This is a genomic window from uncultured Chloroflexus sp. (genome assembly GCF_937951745.1).
Taxonomy (GTDB): Bacteria; Chloroflexota; Chloroflexia; order Chloroflexales; family Chloroflexaceae; genus Chloroflexus.
Window position 1 is genome coordinate 17,038 of record NZ_CALFBQ010000008.1, and the last position, 16,642, is coordinate 33,679.

Genomic DNA, 16,642 nt, shown 5'->3' on the forward strand with positions numbered 1-16,642 from the left:
GACATTACCACCCGGAACCGGCGACGGCCCGGCGCACACCTACACGTGACCCCACAGCCACCCGTGGTAGCAGTGTCGGGTCATGCGCATCTGACCGTCACACCGCACCGGCCGTAGAGCCGTGCAGACGGGCCAGCACGGTTGGGATACAGGTCTGCGCGGTTCTAGACCGGTGCGTGCCATCACCCTTTCCTTCTGGCACACGAGGGAGGTCTAGTAATGAGGATGTTTGAACCAGTGCGGAGGTTCAAACAAGGGTTTACACATCGCGCTCGAATCTCTCGTTCCCCGGTGAGGAGCGGGGGCACAAGGGCAAACACCAAATGATACGCAGTAAGTGAGTCTAGTCCGTAGCGAAGACAATGGAACCACTCGCACCTAACAGAATGACTCCCGCCCCTGATAGGGGCGGGAGTCATTTGTGACGCACACCGACTGTATCAACTAAACTTATTCTGCTGGAGGAAGCTCGCCGTCTGCTTGATGAACGGGATCGCCCCGGCCACCTTACGGACATTGGCTCGCGTTCCTTTGTACCACGGAATGGTTGTCTTTGGATCGGTATAACCGGTTGTCAGCGAGTTCGACGTTCCACGCCAGTGGTACATCACCATAAAGATCGAACCCGGTTTCACCGCATCGGTCACGTATGCCATGTATATGGCATTCCCTTCCTCATTGAAAATCTCGATCAGATCTCCGGACTCGATGTTCAGCTTCTTTGCATCCTCTGGGTTAATCTCTGCATACGGCAGCGGATGCGTAATCACCCGCTCAGGCAATTGTCGATCGTGGTACGTTGACTGCCAGAGATGCTGGACCCGTCCGGTCGTAACCCAGAAAGGATACTCCTTCGCCTTGTTACCTTCCAGATACTTCGCCACCTCAGCGGGATACCCCTCCCAGTCATCCGTGCCGTACCACTTGAACTTACCATCAGCGGTACCGAACTTCACCGTGTAGCGCCGGAGCGTCCCTACCAACTTCTTCGTCTTCGGATCAAGCCGCACCGGGGTACGGATACCCTCCTGACCAACCTGCTTCAGGAAGGCGTAAGTGACGCCCTTGTAGTTCTCGGCCTCCAGCTTCGCTTCGTCTTCCTCACTGACTTGATTGTCCGCAAATTCTTCTGAACCTGCGAGGAAGACATCCTCATCGGTCTTCCAGTTCTTGCCAAACTCAAACTTCGCTGCGACATCATTCTTCTTCTCGGCCCGATAGAGCTTGGCAATCTCTTCACCAACCAACTTGAAGATTTCCCAGTCAGGCTTCGCCTCTCCGGGTGGATCCATGAACTTCTCGTACAACCGCAACAGACGGCTGTTGCAGTTGATAGACGTCTCGTTCGCCTCACCCCAACCGGCAGCCGGCAGTACAAGGTGAGCATCGCGCGCAGTTTCGGTCATGTAAATGTCTTGCACAACCATAAAGAGCGCGTCAGGATCGGCATAGAGTGCCTTCAAGATGGCGTCAATCCGACCTTGAGTCGTGCTTGGCTCACCACTCTCACCTATCGCGCGCGTCAACTTCTTAGTCCGCTCGTGGATGCGCTTGCGGAAAATCTGGTTGTTTGGCGTCGAGAGGTACGGATCGTTTGCAATGACCCAGTAGAACTTACCTTTCCCGCTAGTGAGGAACTTATCAACATTGACGGGCGGACCACCATTGTAGATAGAACCGGGTGTCGGTGATGGTGGACGGACATAACCCTCTTGGTGACCACCTTGGCGACCACAGCCTGTACCGGGCCGACCGATGTTATGCGTCAAGACGGCGAGCTGGACAAGGGCTGCCACTTGGTCATAATTTTTCATGTTCCAAATGATGCCCTTCTCATAAATGGTCAACGTGCGCCGCTTGAACTTGTTCCCCTTTGGCTTTGCAATCCAATCGGCCGCTTGCTCAATTTGTGCCTTCGGCACACCGGTAATGCGCTCAGCTTGGGCCATAAACTCGTCATACTTCACATCCAGCTTGAGGCTCTTCTTCTTGTAATCCTCGAAGAGCTTCATATCGGTGCGTGCCTCTAGATAGGCTTTATCGTAGTAGCCACGCTCCCAAACCACGCGCGCGATCGCGTTGGCCAAGATGTAGTCGGTGCCAAAGTTCGGCTGGAGCAACAGCACCCGATTCTTTGCAGCCGCTTCCGCAACGGTATACGAAGATGTCTTCCGTGGATCGATAACGATCAGATATCCTGCCTCGGCAGGTTCATCCTTGTCAAACACCTTCTTCTTCTCGGCAACCGTCGATCCTTGAATGTTCTCAAGAATATGCTGCGTGTAAAGAATGGTCGCCGTTTCGTAAGAGTTCGCTCCCCACAGCACGACAGTATCGGCAAGTCGAGCATCGCTGTAGTCGTAGTTTAGCTCATGCACACCCCGTTCACGGCTACCCCACACCTCCGAGTTGTAGGCCGGACGGTTGTGGATGGCAATGTGCTTGACCGAGAGCGCAGTGAAAAACAGCTTACCCGCACCATAGTTGTCTTCAAAACCAGCACCCGAACCGCCGTGGTCATAGCACTTTACGGCGATGTTATCATCGTTCTTGTCACGATCACGAATACCCTTAATGATACCTGCCATGAGGGCAAGAGCGTCATCCCAAGTAATGGCTTGGAACTGATCACCTACCCGCAACAAGGGATACGTTAGCCGATCTTGCGTCCCGCGATCAAGGCTCCACATCGTCAGCGCATTGGAGCCACCGCGGTAGGAGTAATTGCCCTGATTAATCGGACTATTTGTTGCTGGTACAATCACAATATTGTACTCTCGACCGTCCTTACCAACTGTCGTCGAGTGCATAGCCTCGGTGTAGCTCTGGCCTTTCAGCACTGCCTGCGGTTTCGTAAAATCGACTTTGAACGCATTTTCATCTGCTTTCAAGCCGCCCTGCTCGCCGACCGGCCAAACGTACACCTTGTATCCACAACCGACATTGCAAAACTGGCAGACCGTGTTGTACTCAGTCGCACTGGTAGGTGGAAGGGGAACTTGATCAAAGCGCGGAAGAATGCTCATAGAGTACCACTCCTCTTGGGTGTTCGCTAAATGTTCTTCGCTCGACCCCAGATAAGCCCATTAACTGCAGTTGCGTAGATATCACCCTTCTTGTCCACGGTTAACGTGATTTGCGGCAACCACGTACTAGCCAAACCTTGGTACGTCTGGCCCGCTTTGGCTGGATCGAACATTGAGTAGTGACATCTACAGACAAACCGCTCACCTTGGTACTGAATCGGACACCCCATGTGCGTGCAAACACCCGAGAACGCCACAATGTCATTTTGTGGACCGACACCGCCCAGAGCAGGCTTACCAAGCTTCACCAGAACAGCCGGAGTGTTTGCATCAGGATAGTTGAACGTGACCGGCTTGTTAACAGTTAGATCGGCTACATTCCCTACCTTCACCGATTTGTAAGGCAAGCTTGGCGCTAGCCACGGTTTAAGCTTACTTCCAGCCGCCAGTGCAGCCTTCCCCCACGAGGAAAAAAGGGCTGCTGTCATCGCCATGACCTTCAGAAATCCTCTGCGACTGAGCATTCGTTGCATACCATTGCACCTCGCTGTCTTAACTTTTTGCGATCCACAGTGCATCAATATTATCGCATTTCGTTATTTCTGTCAATAGGGTTTGAATCAAGTACTCTATGTTCACAAAAACCATTTGATAATTTCGATATTATATACTTAACAATAAAAGATTACTCAGGAACATGACTAGACAAACATCTTTTGTCAAACTATTGAGACATACGCTAAAACCGCCTTCGTTACAAAATCTCTCTCGTTTCCACATAACCGTTTGGCTATTCCTTACAAAGAAAGTATGAAATGTTCAGAAATAGCATGCTAAATGCTCTTACAAGATAATAACACTGCAAAACTGCTCGTTTCATAAAACTGAACTATTTTCTTCCAACCGATATCTTATTTTAAAAAGATGCCATTTGAAATTAAAAACACTTTTATTCTTTAATTTTTGATTAAAATATGATAAATGCTAGTACAACTTTCAGTTAGCACTACAATAATGTTAGGATATTGACTCACTCCATTGTTACTATGCCTCACCTTGACGAACAACGCAATGGCTGCTATAATCTGGACTGTCGCGCCGAAGTGGCGGAATGGCAGACGCGGCGGTCTCAAAAACCGCTGGGGATCAACCCCCGTGTGGGTTCAAGTCCCACCTTCGGCACCACGAAAAAGTATATCGGGGCGTGGCTCAGCCTGGTAGAGCGCCGCGTTCGGGTCGCGGAGGTCGGTGGTTCAAATCCACTCGCCCCGACCAGATACTAAAAACGTCTGTGCGATCGCACAGACGTTTTTGGTTTATGTCCAGCCCTCAAGAACCCTTACCCCAGCCCCGCTCCCACTGGTGCAAGAGCGAGCGTTGTTGGGTTCCGTTGCAGCAATGCCTGTGCTGCCATGCGACTCCCCCCTCGCCCGCCATCGTGGCCGGGGAGGTGAGAGCCATCGTAACCCTAGCCCAACTCTTCCGCGGCGGGTCATTGCTAGTCTGATCGATGACCTCCCCAAACGGGACTCATCACTCTTGTCACTCAGCCCTGTCGCTACCGCAGGTTTGATGCTAAGATTCCACTCGATCTGACACCCTCGCTTCAGCTACACAATTGGTAGACTGTTAGCAGGGAATATTTGCTGTCATTCCTCACCTCCGTGATCGCACGTGCAACAGGAACTCCTATGAACCAAAAACTCTCTGCTTGGTGGTGGTGCCTGTGGTTGAGCGGTGCGTTACTGCTCACCGCCTGTACTGATCTGGCGGCAGCGCTGCCGCCTACTCCCAGTCCCTTCCCTACCTTAGCCCGCTTGCCGACTGTCACACCGGTGACGCCACAACCAACCCGTTCACCAGTCACGATTGTGCTCGTTCCGCCAAGCACGGTCACACCCACCGCTGAACGCTTGGTTGGGCGTGTCAACGTGGCAGCGAATCTGCGTAACGGCCCCGGTACCTCCTTTCGGATTATCACGGTCGTGCCGTCTAATACCGAAGTGCTACTCGAAGGCCAGCGCGCCAATTGGTACGTTGTGCGCCTACCCGATGGCCAGACCGGCTGGATGTCGGCAGCCGTGCTTGAGGTGGCGCCCGACATCGCGGCGAAGGTACCGGTAGCTACGCCATAGAACTGGCCCATAGGTTTATGATCGAAGAGCCGGCCCCGGGGGCCGGCTCTTGATGAGTTCAGAGCAACGCAGCAATGTTAATTAGTGCTACCATAGTAGAGAGCAGCAGAATCGCGATGCCTGATGGCTTCAGCAAAGGACACTCTCTATGCAGCTTTTTAATACGTTTTCCCGGATCCGCGAACCATTTACTATCCCCACTGACCGTCCGGTAACACTCTACGTCTGTGGAGTAACGCCTTACGATACCACTCATATGGGGCACGTGCGCACCTTTATCGTCTTTGACGTGTTGGTGCGCTATCTGCAATGGCACGGCGCGACAGTACGCTACTGCCAGAACGTGACCGACGTTGATGATCCGCTCTTCGAGCGCGCCCGCCGCGATGGGGTGGATTGGTACGAGCTGGCCGAACGCCAAATTGCCCAGTTGCGCGCTGATTGTGCCGGTCTCAACATTCTGCCGCCCACCTTCTTCCCACGGGTGAGCGAGGAAATCGGCACGATGATTCCGATCATCGAGCGTCTCATCGAACTCGGCCATGCTTACGTCGTCGATGGCAACGTCTATTTCAGCATTCAAACCGACCCCGATTTCGGGCGGATGGCACGTATGGGTTATGCCGAGTTGCTGGCAATTGCCAATCAGCGCGGTAACAATCCCAATGACCCCTGTAAGCGCGATCCGCTCGATTTTGTGCTCTGGCAACGGGGGAATCCGGACGAACCGAAGTGGGCGAGTCCGTGGGGGATGGGTCGTCCGGGTTGGCATATCGAGTGCAGTGCGATGTCGAAACGCTATTTAGGCGATCAGATCGACATGCACGGCGGCGGAGCTGATCTCATCTTCCCGCATCACTCGTGCGAGATCGCGCAGAGCGAATCAGCCACCGGCAAAAAGCCCTTCGCGCGCTACTGGATACACGTCGGATTGGTCTGGCTCGATGGCGAGAAGATGAGCAAGTCGCTGGGGAATTTGGTCTTTGCCCGCGATGCGTTACAGATCCACCACCCCGACGCGATCCGCTGGTATTTGCTCAGCGAACACTACCGCGAGGAATTTGACTACCGGCGCGATGCAGTGGCGCGCTACGAGCAGTACGCTGCCGATCTACGCCGGGCCTTGACCATCAACAGTGGCGACCATAGTTCGCTCGATGTGAGCCGTGGCCGCGCTGATGTGATTGCGGCGATGGACGATGATCTGGATACGCCGGCAGCATTGGCGACACTGCACACGATGGCCGGCATGATCATCGATGCCGCCACTGAGGGTCGCGATGTGAGCGCCGCTCAGGCGATCGTGCGCGATTTGGCAACAATGATAGGTTTCACCCTGCGCGCACCGTAGCGGTGGGTGGAGCACCAAAGCGGGTTTGCGGTTGGGTTTTAGCTCCCCGGTTTCTGGAGTGCGGCAGTCTGACTACCGCACTCCATACATCACTGCTCAAGCGTTAGCCTGCTGTACTCGCTAGAACCGAACTTCATCTCACCGCTGGCGATTGCGATCGCGCCCGCGCAAGAAGGGCGGGATGTCGAGATCGTCGTTGGGCATAGCCGGACGCACCGGTTGCACGGGTGGCTGCACCGGCGCCGGGGTCGTCTGCTTGGGGCGCTGGGCCGGCTGCCCGCCAATCTGCCCGGTCGCTTGGCTGGTGCTGGTCGCTGCGGTTGGATACGAGCGGGTGCGTTGCACGTTGGAGTTGCGGTTCATATCAAAACCGGTCGCGATCAGCGTGATCTTGATTTCACCGGGCGGGAAGTTGGGATCGATCACGGCGCCGATGATAATATTGGCGTCGGGATCAACCTGCTTGGCGACAATATCGGCTGCCTCGTAGACTTCCATAATGCCGAGATCTTCGCCGCCGGTGATGTTAAAGAGCACGCCCTTCGCCCCATCGATGCTGACCTCGAGCAAGGGGCTGGCAATCGCCTGATTGACCGCATCAAGCGCGCGAGTGTCGCCCTTACCATACCCGACCGCCATCAAAGCCGAACCTTGCTGGGCCATAATCGTCTTGACGTCGGCGAAATCCACATTAATCAGACCGCGCTGGGTGATCAGGTCAGAAATGCCCTGAATGCCTTGGCGCAACACATCATCAGCCATCAGAAACGCCTGTTGGAACGTGGTATTCTTGCTGGCCGTTTGCAACAGGCGGTCATTAGGAATGACGATCAAGGTATCAACCACCGGGCGTAACTGTTCGATGCCGGCCTCGGCCACTTTGCGACGGTGATTACCTTCAAAGGTGAAGGGGCGGGTCACGACGCCAACCGTTAGCGCGCCGAGGTCGTGGGCAATCCCGGCGATGATCGGCGACGCGCCGGTGCCGGTGCCGCCACCCATACCGGCAGCGACAAAGACCATATCAGCGCCCTTCAACTGCTCGTAGATATCTTCCTGATTCTCCTCCGCCGCCTTCTGCCCAATCACTGGATTGCCGCCGCTGCCCAAGCCGCGGGTGAGCTTGTCACCGATGCGAATCCGCACCGGTGCCAACGAGTGCATCAATGCCTGCACATCGGTATTGACGGTAATAAATTCGACCCCCTGCACGCCAGCGGCAATCATGCGATCCACTGCATTGCTGCCGCCGCCGCCAACGCCAACCACCTTGATCTGGGCGAAGTCTTCGAGCGAGAAGCCATTGCTGCTCCGATCAACCATGTGCGAACCTCCTTGGGTAGTGTTATGGCAATAATTCGCGCAACCAGCGGCGGAAGCGCTCGTATAGCGAACTCGTATCATCAGACGAAGACTGCTCAAGCGGCCGCCCGCCGTACCGCATTCCCCATCGTAAAAGCCCAACGGCCGTTGCATACGCCGGCGAGTCAAGAGCGTCGTGTAAGCCGCCTAACCCGCTAGGAATGCCGATGCGTACCGGTAACCGCAAATCGTCGCGCAACAAATCGTCGAACCGGCTGAGCTGCGCGCCACCGCCGGTCAAGACGATGCCCGCCGGCAACATGCTCTCGTAGCCGCTGCGCCGCGCTTCGTCGACGATCAACTCGATCAGTTCTTCGGCGCGCGCTTGCAAGACCTGTCTTAGCAGATAGGCGCTGATCTGCTGCTTTTCCCCTACCGTCAACGTCTCGGCATCAATCAGATCGCTTTCGTCACCCGGCGCCGGCGGGTTGCCGGCGATGGCGCTGCCATAGCGCAGTTTGAGATATTCGGCGGTGTTGGGCGGCGTGTGCAGCACGTAGACAATATCGTTGGTAAAGTGCTGACCGCCCACCGGGATCACGCCGGTGTGCCACACCCCGCCTTGGGCAAAAATTGCGAGGTCGGTTGTCGCGCCGCCAATATTGATCAGCATCACCCCGCGCTCTTTGTCGTCATCGCTGAGCACTGCTTCCGCAGCGGCTAACGGTTGCAAGACCAGATCGTCGATCTGGACCCCGGCCCGCTCGACGCTGCGAATCAGGTTTTGAATCGCCATTGCTTCGCCAGTGATGATGTGGGTCTCTACTTCCAACCGTAGGCCGCTCATCCCGATCGGATCGCGAATACCATCGTTGCCGTCGATCACATAGGCACGGGGAATAATGTGAATAATCTCGCGCTGGGTCGGCAATGCTACGGCCTGCGCCGCTTCGATGGCCCGCGCCACATCGTGGCGCGAAATCCCATCGGGATCCTGCACCGCCACCACCCCCCGGCTATTAAGTGAGGAAATATGGCGCCCGGCAATCCCAACAAAGGCATGGTTGATACGCAACCCGCTGGCCCGCTCGGCCTTTTCCAGACTGGCCTCAATAGCCGAGGCCGCATCGTCGATATTGACGACCACCCCTTTATCAATCCCACGGCTGGGCACCATTCCCACGCCAAGAATATTCAGCCGCCGACCATCGCCGATTTGGCCGACGATAGTACAGATTTTGTTTGTGCCAACATCTATCCCGACAATGGTGCGTGCCATGGTTCGTGCCATAGTGTCCTCGCTGCCTGCCGCAGACGGCGCTCACGGCCTGCCGTCGGTGCGGTTTTGGTAATATGGGTTGATCGGTCGTAAATCGAGATAGGTAAATGGTGTACCATCAGAAAGCACATACGCCAATATCGTCAGTTTGCGTTCGAGCCGCTCACTGCGGCCAAACACGATCATCTGATCTTGGGCGGTACGCACAAAGACGCCTAAACCGAAATCCCAGCCGATCTGGGCCGGTTGCAAACCCAACTCATTCGGCAACAACAGAGCCAGTTCGCGCGCCAGCGCCAAAGCGTCGGTGTCGAGCCGCATATTCGGTTCGACCGGCAAATGAGAAGTATCAACGATGACAAGCGCATCGTCTGGCGGCGGCGCCGGCGCCGGCTCAATCACATAGCCCTGCCGGTCAACCAGATAATCGATCCCGCCAGTGCGCCAATAGACCGCCGGCTGGCGCTCGACAATCACAATCCGCGCCCGGTCGGGCAGGATCAGACTCAGCCGGGCATGCTCGACAAAGGGACTAGCCAGCAACGGCGCGATCGTCTGCTCTTCATCAATCAGCCAGATTGGCCGCCCGCGCAACGGGATAGCGTCCACAATCCGCTCAGGGCTAAGAAACTCCACCCCTACTACTTCGACAGTCTGCACGCGGAATTGGCTGCTGAAGAGCGCATAAAAGAGGGCCAAACAGCTCACGGCAAAGATTGCGCCGCTGGCAATCCGCCCGCTGTGCAAGCTATCAAGCAAGCGCCGGCGCCAACCCGGCACAGCCGGTTTATCACTGGGCCGGCGCGCTCGCTGCCGGCGCGCGGCAACTCGTTCGCGTGTGTTTGGCGGATTGTATTCCATAATCTTGTGTATACCCTTCACTCCCGCCGGTTATGCCCTATGTCCGGCCCGCGCTAACGCCAATGCCACCAGCCGGTCGAGCAGCCGGGGATAAGGCAGGCCGCTCGCGGCCCACATCTTGGCGTACATACTGATTGGCGTAAAACCGGGCATCGTATTCACCTCATTTAGCCAGATGGTGCCCTGATCGCGGTCGAGCAAGAAATCAACCCGCGCCAACCCCGCCCCATCAATCGCTTGAAAGGCCTGTATCGCCAGCGCCTGCACCTGCGCGATCTGGACTGGCGTGAGCGCCGCCGGCACAATCGTTTGCGAGCCGCCATCGATATACTTGGCGTGGTAGTCATACCACTCACCGGCGGGAATGATCTCGCCGGGAATGCTGGCTTCAATCTGATCGTTCCCCAACACCGAAATCTCGATTTCGCGCGCCGGGATGCCTTGCTCGACCACGATCCGGCGATCGTAGCGGGCAGCTTCGTGCAGCGCAGCGATCAATTCCGCCCGATCACGCGCTTTGCTGACGCCAACGCTACTACCGAGATTGGCCGGCTTGACAAAGATTGGGAAGCGTAACGCCGCTTCGATCCGGTCGCATACCGACTCGATGGCCGCCAATTCAGCGCGCCGCACTAGCAACCACGGCAACACCGGCAAGCCAGCGGCGGCAAAGGCCGCTTTCATCAAGCCTTTATCCATACCGACAGCGCTGGCCGCGACGCCGCAACCGACATACGGCACGCCAGCCAGCTCGAGCAACCCCTGTATGGTGCCATCTTCACCATACGGCCCGTGCAATACAGGAAAGTAGACATCAGCCGCAGGCAAAGCCCACCCCGGCGCGCCAACTCGCCCTAATTCGCGCACCGGGCCGGGAGTAGCCATCGTAGCACTGGCCGGCAAGCGGGCCGGATCGGCGGTTGCCATCAACGCCGCTAACGCGCCGGTGCCGTGCCACCAGCAGCCGTCTTTGCCGATACCAATGGTTTCGATGTGGTATCGTTTGGGATCGAGGTTATTGATCACGGCATGCGCTGAAACCAGCGATACCTCGTGTTCACCGCTCTGCCCGCCGAAGATGACGGCAATCGTGATCGGTTGGCTCATTGGCCGCCTCCCGGAACCGTATCATCGATCGCTGAACCGATCGTTTTTTGAATAAACGAAGTAGTCAGGAAAATTTTGCGCAGGATTTCGTTCATGTTGATCTTGAATTTGATTTGAGCTAAGCATTTGAAACGATAGCAGACTCAGTAATGGATCAAGCAGGTTTTTCAGTACGCAACTTTTTAATCCTTCTGTGGGCCGGCATCCCACACCCTCTTCCCATCCTCGGAGCGCAGGCAGCTCAGCTCGCCCGCGCCCCCTATCTCCCCACGCCCTCAATCACCCGAACCTCAAGTTGCAACGTTATCCCAAACCGTTCGGCAACAGTAGCGCGAGCCAGTTCGATCAGAGCCAGAATGTCGGCAGCACGGGCTTGGCCGCGATTAACGATGTAGTTGGCGTGGATCGGGCTGATCTCGGCGTCGCCGATCTGTACGCCTTTGAGACCGGCAGCTTCGAGCAAGCGCCCAGCGCTCTCGCCGGGTGGATTTTTAAATACGCTGCCGCACGAACTGCCCGCCGGCGTTTTGCGTTTCCGCTCGGCGGCAATCGCTGCCATCCGCGCCGCCAAGACCGCCGGATCGGCCCGCCGCAGGCGAAAGCGTCCGGCCAACACCAGCGGGGGAATGCCTTCCGCCACCAGATGCTTGAGCGCGCTCTCGCGGTACGCATACGCCAACGCGCTCACCGGCCACTCCACCCGTTCGCGTCCGTTGAGCAATAGCTCGGCAGCAATCAGCACACTGGCGGTATCGCCACCATAGCAACCGGCATTGCCGACAATCGCGCCGCCGATCGCGCCGGGCAACCCTTCGGCCCATTCCAAACCTGCCCAGCCCATTGCCGCCAACCGGCGCGCCGTGCCTGCCATCGGCGCACCTGCCTCGATCCACAACTCTGCCTCATCACCTGCTTCGCGCAATGCCCAGCGCTGGCCGCGATACGACGCGATCACACCGGCAAAGCCCTCATCACGCACCAGTAAATTGGTGCCGCGACCCACCCAGATCAACGGCAAGCCTTGGGCGGTCGCCCACGCCGCCAATGCGATCGCCTCATCAGGGGTGGCCGGTTCAGCATAATAGCGCGCCGGCCCTCCTACCCGCCATGAGGTATGGCGCGCCATCGGCTCATCGGTGTGAAGCGTGATTGGCAGCGTCTCATTCATAGATGGCCTCCGTCTGCGCAGCGCGCAACCGTTCCAACGTCAACGCCGCTACCCGATCGCTATCGCCCGCACCGAGGGTCAAGACCACATCGCCGGGCCGGGCCACGGTGGCGATCAGCGTCACCGCTGCGGTTGGAGCGCCAGCGTAATGGGCAGTGATGCCGTGAGCCACCAGATGCGCCGCCAGCTCAGCCGCCAGTGCCGCCGGATCACCCTGCTCACGGGCCGGATAAACATCGCCCACTAGCACCACCGCCGCTTCTCGGCAAGCATCGGGCCACGCTTCCCACAAACTGCGCGTGCGGCTGAAAGTATGCGGTTGCAGGTAGACGATCACCCGCTGGCCGGGGTAACGCTGCTGCGCCGCTGCGATAGTGGCCTGCACTTCGGTCGGGTGATGCGCATAATCATCAATCACCGTCACCCCCGCCGCCTCGCCGCGCCATTCAAACCGCCGACTACTGCCGCGATACGTTGCCAGCGCCACCGCTGCTGCGTTGAGATCGGCCCCCCATAACGCCGCCGCCGCCAACGCCGCTGTCGCGTTGCGCACGTTATGCAAGCCGGGCACCGCCAACGTCACCCCCGCCGCCAACCGGCGGGCAAATGTCCGCCGGTCGTAATACCAGAGTTCGAACTGCTGGCCAGTCGCGGCGGCCTCCACCCGACTCGCCGTCCAATCGAGTGGGGCCAGCCGGCACGAAACCGGATCGCACGCAATCTGTTCGTCGATCCCATAGAGGCGAGCTTGGCCATCGCTATCCAACGCCGCCGCGCCGGGATCATCGGCGCAGAGCAACAAACGGCGCGGATCGCGCACCTGCCGGGCAAAGGTTGCAAACGCTGCGGCATATGCATCGGCAGATGGGTAGATATCGGGATGATCCCACTCGACGTTGGTGACAATCGCCAGCGCCGGCGTCAGGGCCAGAAATACCCGATCATACTCATCGGCCTCGATCACCAGCGGCGCTGCCGGGTCGCCCCACTGCGCGCTTCCGCCAAGATCGGGCGCCTCGGCGCCGATGAGAAAGCCGCACGGAATGCCACCGGCCCGCAGGGCCAGCGCCGTCATCGCACTGGTGGTCGTCTTACCGTGGGTGCCAGCAACTGCGATGACCGGACGCTGGGCCGACCATGTGCGCCAGAGATCGGCCCGGCTCAGGCGGGGAATACCGAGCGCAGCGGCTGCTTCGAGTTCAGGATGCGAGCCACGAATGGCGGCAGTGGCTAGCACAATATCGGCTCCACGTACATACGCTGCGTCGTGACCCTGCCAAATCTGCGCCCCCCGCAACGCCAACGCCGCCGTCGCCCGATTAGCAGCCAGATCAGACCCGCTAACCGTATGGCCTTGGTCAAGCAACAGGTGGGCAATGGCGCTCATGCCAGCCCCAGCAATTCCGATGATGTGATAGTGACTCACGGCTTCCAGACCTTTGGGAAGTTGAACAAGATTAGCAAACCCAAAATCATAAAGAAGATGGCAATCAGCGAAGGTAACAAGATGCTAACATCAGGCAACACATTCAAGAAGGTCGCAATCGGCCCTTCAAATGTGCCGCCGCCCTCGATAAACTCACGCCAGAACACGACTGCCGCGTTCGACCAGAGAAGCGCAATCAATGCACCTACAAACAGGCCCAGCGGGCGAGCTAGCTTTTCCTTGGGCGGCCCCTTCCAAGCGGCCTTGCTATCAAAAAACATTCCCAGCAAGATCAATGCAATAAAGGCCATGGTGCGAAAGAAGAGTGGCACCTGAAATCCCGGCGTGATCAGCGGGTCGAGCGGCGGGGCTAGGGTGGGATCATTCCCGATCAGAAACGCCACGAAGCGCGGCGCATTGACCCACAACCGGTTAATCACCTCAACCACAAATGTACCGCCGCGCACGCACAACACATACGCAATAATTGTCCAAATCGCAAGGGTCAACAGATTGCGCAAACCCTGCTGATAACCGGCATAACCACCCAACGCCATCAGAATGAGCAAAATCGTCACGCCGTTGAGATTAACAGTAATAGCTGTCTGCCCAAGGGGGAGCACCATCCATTGCTCAATCATGCCGAACTCCTCTGCGCGAGGCCAATCAGCGCCATAGCCAAAGCGTGGGCCGCATCAGGACGGGCCAGCGCGCGGCTACGAGCTGCCATCTGCTTCCGCATCCCCCCATCCGTCAGTAATTGCCGCACCGCCTGCGCGAGCGGCCCTTCGGCTGGATCACCATTACCCAGCATCGCCTGATCGGCGACCTTCAGTGCCGCACCGCGTTGCACCAGATAATCAGCATTTTCATCTTGATGCACATACGGATAGGGTACCAACACCGCCGGCAACCCCACCGCCGGCAATTCGGCTAATGTCGAAGCGCCACTGCGGCAGACGGTCACATCTGCCGCTGCCAGCGCCGCCGTCATACTCTGTGCGCTGCCGCTTTCGAGATAGGGGAAGAGCAGATAGCGCGCGCGCAACGCTGGTTCAAGGCGCGCCGCCGCTTCTTCCAACCATACCTGATCGCCTTCGCGTCCACAGACGTGAATAATGGTACAAAGCGGCAGCAACGTTGGCAAGAGTGTAGCAATCGCCCGATTCACGCTCCGCGCCCCCCGGCTACCGCCATAAACGAGCAAGACCATTTGGTCGGGCGCAATCCCAAACGCGGCCCGCGCTGCCGCCCGATCGATCGTAAACAGTTCGGGCCGCACCGGATAACCAGTGACAATCGCCCGGCGGTGGCCTTCGTGCAACCCCAGCCGCGGCAAGGCATCGCTCACGCTCACCGCTGTCAGATCGGCGATCCGGCTCAGCAACCGCACCGCCAAACCGGGCACCACGTCGGGCAGGTAGATCATCGTGGGAATACGCCGGAGTTTGGCGGCAACGAACAATGGCACACAGACATACCCGCCGGTGCCGAGGATTGCGTCTGGTCGTTCGCGACCGAGCAACTGCACGGCCGCCACCACACCGCGTAGCAGGATCAGCAGTGACCGCATTATCTGCACCGGCCCGCGCCCGCGGATGGCCGCTGCCGGCAAGGCGCGAAACGGCAACGCGCTCTCGCGGGCGACAATCCGCTCTTCCATCCCGCCCACACTACCAACATACACTACCTGCACCCCTTCAGCGAGCGCGTTGGCGACGGCTAAGGCGGGATACACGTGGCCGCCAGTTCCGCCACCCGACAGGATCAGACGGAGGGGGTTCGGTTTGGAGGTAACGTTTGGATGTTGTACTAACTGGTTCTGACCGATCAACATGGCGTGAAATGTTCAACAAGATGCCCACTGCCATTAAACAACTGATCAGCGATGAGCTGCCATACGACAGAAACGGCAGCGTCAAGCCGGTAAACGGAATGAGCGCGACCGTGACCGCAATGTTAATAAATGCCTGAAACACCAACCACGATGTAATCCCGACCGCCATCAGTGCCGCGAACGGTGATGGCGCGCGCGCTGCAATCCGGTAGCCACGAGCGGCGATAATGACAAACGCGATCAAGACGGCAAGTGTGCCAACTAACCCCCATTCTTCGCCGATAATCGCATAGATGGTATCGGTATGCGGCTGCGGCAACCAGAGATACTTTTGCCGACTCATCCCTACGCCTTGACCGAAGATCCCGCCACTGCCTAGCGCGTACAGTGCATGGATGATCTGATACCCCTCGGCGCTGGCCCGTGACCATGGATCAAGAAACGCTTCCCACCGCCCGCTCCGAAAGGTCACGATCAGCGCCCAAAATGCCGTTGCCCCCAATAGCGCCGCGCCGCCGACGTGCAAGAGATTCGCACCCGCAGCAAAGAAGATTGCGCCCCCGATCAAAACTACCACGATGGTGGTGCCTAAATCGGGTTGTAGCATAATTAGACCGCAGATAAACCCTAGCATCACCGCAAACGGCGCTAACCCATACGTTACATTGCCGAGCCGGTGGCTGCGCCGTGAGAGCCAATGGGCAAAGTAGATAATCATCGCCAGTTTGGCAAATTCTGACGGCTGAAGACTGAAAATGCCAAGCCACCCTTCGCCGAAGCGGATCCACGACCGCGCGCCGTTGACCTCGGTCATACTGGCCGGCAAGATCAACACGACTGCCAACAAGACCAGCGCCCCAACCATCAGATGGATCGAATAGCGTTGCCAGATCCGGTGATCGATCCGTTGCACGACGAACATTATCCCAAAACCAATGAGCGCACCGGTAATCTGCCGCAAGGCATAGTAGAACGGATTGCTTTTGAACACCGCCGCCTCGACAAAGCTGGCGCTATAGACCATCACCAGCCCGAACGCTGTTAGACCAATTACGGTCGCCAGCAATACCCGATCAGGTGGGTGCGTGGCGCGATCGAACAGCGGGATTGTAGCAGGTGATGGTTCAGAGTTGGTCATACTGTCCTCTTT

Annotated in this window: 13 protein-coding genes and 2 tRNA genes; 4 read left to right on the forward strand and 11 right to left on the reverse strand. The window is 57.7% G+C overall.

Annotated features, from left to right (window positions below; translation table 11 throughout):
• Positions 1-440: 440 nt before the first annotated feature.
• Positions 441-3,026: an arsenate reductase (azurin) large subunit gene (locus Q1A59_RS02990; RefSeq protein WP_299643801.1), complete on the reverse strand. Its 2,586-nt coding sequence runs from the start codon at positions 3,024-3,026 to the stop codon at positions 441-443.
• Positions 3,027-3,052: 26 nt separating this feature from the next.
• Positions 3,053-3,559 (reverse strand): arsenate reductase (azurin) small subunit, encoded by a 507-nt coding sequence (locus Q1A59_RS02995; RefSeq protein ID WP_298402835.1) that lies wholly within the window; start codon positions 3,557-3,559, stop codon positions 3,053-3,055.
• Between the two features lie 564 nt (positions 3,560-4,123).
• On the opposite strand from Q1A59_RS02995, the gene Q1A59_RS03000 reads away from it, so the two are divergent.
• The 4 genes from Q1A59_RS03000 (at position 4,124) to cysS (ending at position 6,512) form a co-directional block, all read left to right on the forward strand.
• Positions 4,124-4,211 (forward strand) — tRNA-Leu (locus tag Q1A59_RS03000).
• A gap of 13 nt (positions 4,212-4,224) precedes the next feature.
• A tRNA-Pro gene (locus Q1A59_RS03005) sits at positions 4,225-4,301 on the forward strand.
• A gap of 416 nt (positions 4,302-4,717) precedes the next feature.
• Positions 4,718-5,161, forward strand: a complete 444-nt coding sequence (locus Q1A59_RS03010) for an SH3 domain-containing protein (RefSeq protein WP_298402833.1) — start codon at positions 4,718-4,720, stop codon at positions 5,159-5,161.
• A gap of 148 nt (positions 5,162-5,309) precedes the next feature.
• The gene (cysS, locus tag Q1A59_RS03015; RefSeq protein WP_298402831.1) at positions 5,310-6,512 is read left to right on the forward strand and encodes a cysteine--tRNA ligase; all 1,203 of its coding nucleotides are present in this window, start codon (positions 5,310-5,312) and stop codon (positions 6,510-6,512) included.
• A 138-nt stretch (positions 6,513-6,650) separates the two neighbouring features.
• On the opposite strand, the gene ftsZ is transcribed toward cysS, so the two are convergent.
• The 9 genes from ftsZ to ftsW form a co-directional block, all read right to left on the reverse strand.
• Complete coding sequence (gene ftsZ, locus Q1A59_RS03020) at positions 6,651-7,835, reverse strand: cell division protein FtsZ (protein WP_298402829.1); 1,185 nt, start codon at positions 7,833-7,835, stop codon at positions 6,651-6,653.
• Positions 7,836-7,857: 22 nt separating this feature from the next.
• Positions 7,858-9,105, reverse strand: a complete 1,248-nt coding sequence (ftsA, locus tag Q1A59_RS03025; RefSeq protein ID WP_298402826.1) for a cell division protein FtsA — start codon at positions 9,103-9,105, stop codon at positions 7,858-7,860.
• 30 nt (positions 9,106-9,135) lie between these two features.
• On the reverse strand, positions 9,136-9,954 hold the full coding sequence (locus Q1A59_RS03030; protein WP_298402824.1) for a cell division protein FtsQ/DivIB: 819 nt from the start codon (positions 9,952-9,954) through the stop codon (positions 9,136-9,138).
• Positions 9,955-9,984: 30 nt separating this feature from the next.
• The gene (locus Q1A59_RS03035; protein ID WP_298402822.1) at positions 9,985-11,061 is read right to left on the reverse strand and encodes a D-alanine--D-alanine ligase family protein; all 1,077 of its coding nucleotides are present in this window, start codon (positions 11,059-11,061) and stop codon (positions 9,985-9,987) included.
• Between the two features lie 259 nt (positions 11,062-11,320).
• The gene (murB, locus tag Q1A59_RS03040; protein WP_298402820.1) at positions 11,321-12,229 is read right to left on the reverse strand and encodes a UDP-N-acetylmuramate dehydrogenase; all 909 of its coding nucleotides are present in this window, start codon (positions 12,227-12,229) and stop codon (positions 11,321-11,323) included.
• A complete protein-coding gene (gene murC / locus Q1A59_RS03045; RefSeq protein WP_298402818.1) occupies positions 12,222-13,655 on the reverse strand; it encodes a UDP-N-acetylmuramate--L-alanine ligase in 1,434 nt (477 codons plus the stop codon). Before murC ends, murB begins: the two co-directional genes overlap by 8 nt.
• Entirely contained in the window at positions 13,652-14,296 is a 645-nt protein-coding gene (locus tag Q1A59_RS03050; protein WP_298402816.1) for a hypothetical protein, read from the reverse strand. Before Q1A59_RS03050 ends, murC begins: the two co-directional genes overlap by 4 nt.
• Complete coding sequence (locus tag Q1A59_RS03055; RefSeq protein WP_298402814.1) at positions 14,293-15,393, reverse strand: glycosyltransferase; 1,101 nt, start codon at positions 15,391-15,393, stop codon at positions 14,293-14,295. The genes Q1A59_RS03050 and Q1A59_RS03055 overlap by 4 nt, the downstream gene beginning before the upstream one ends.
• Entirely contained in the window at positions 15,356-16,630 is a 1,275-nt protein-coding gene (gene ftsW / locus Q1A59_RS03060) for a putative lipid II flippase FtsW (RefSeq protein WP_298402812.1), read from the reverse strand. The genes Q1A59_RS03055 and ftsW overlap by 38 nt, the downstream gene beginning before the upstream one ends.
• Between the last annotated feature and the right edge of the window lie 12 nt (positions 16,631-16,642).

Excerpts from the sequence above, each read along its gene's own strand:
- Q1A59_RS02990 (WP_299643801.1), bottom strand. The coding sequence starts at position 3,026 with ATGAGCATTCTTCCGCGCTTTGATCAAGTTCCCCTTCCACCTACCAGT.
- Q1A59_RS02995 (WP_298402835.1), bottom strand. The coding sequence starts at position 3,559 with ATGCAACGAATGCTCAGTCGCAGAGGATTTCTGAAGGTCATGGCGATG.
- Q1A59_RS03010 (WP_298402833.1), top strand. The coding sequence starts at position 4,718 with ATGAACCAAAAACTCTCTGCTTGGTGGTGGTGCCTGTGGTTGAGCGGT.
- cysS (WP_298402831.1), top strand. The coding sequence starts at position 5,310 with ATGCAGCTTTTTAATACGTTTTCCCGGATCCGCGAACCATTTACTATC.
- ftsZ (WP_298402829.1), bottom strand. The coding sequence starts at position 7,835 with ATGGTTGATCGGAGCAGCAATGGCTTCTCGCTCGAAGACTTCGCCCAG.
- ftsA (WP_298402826.1), bottom strand. The coding sequence starts at position 9,105 with ATGGCACGAACCATGGCACGCACCATTGTCGGGATAGATGTTGGCACA.
- Q1A59_RS03030 (WP_298402824.1), bottom strand. The coding sequence starts at position 9,954 with ATGGAATACAATCCGCCAAACACACGCGAACGAGTTGCCGCGCGCCGG.
- Q1A59_RS03035 (WP_298402822.1), bottom strand. The coding sequence starts at position 11,061 with ATGAGCCAACCGATCACGATTGCCGTCATCTTCGGCGGGCAGAGCGGT.
- murB (WP_298402820.1), bottom strand. The coding sequence starts at position 12,229 with ATGAATGAGACGCTGCCAATCACGCTTCACACCGATGAGCCGATGGCG.
- Q1A59_RS03050 (WP_298402816.1), bottom strand. The coding sequence starts at position 14,296 with ATGATTGAGCAATGGATGGTGCTCCCCCTTGGGCAGACAGCTATTACT.
- ftsW (WP_298402812.1), bottom strand. The coding sequence starts at position 16,630 with ATGACCAACTCTGAACCATCACCTGCTACAATCCCGCTGTTCGATCGC.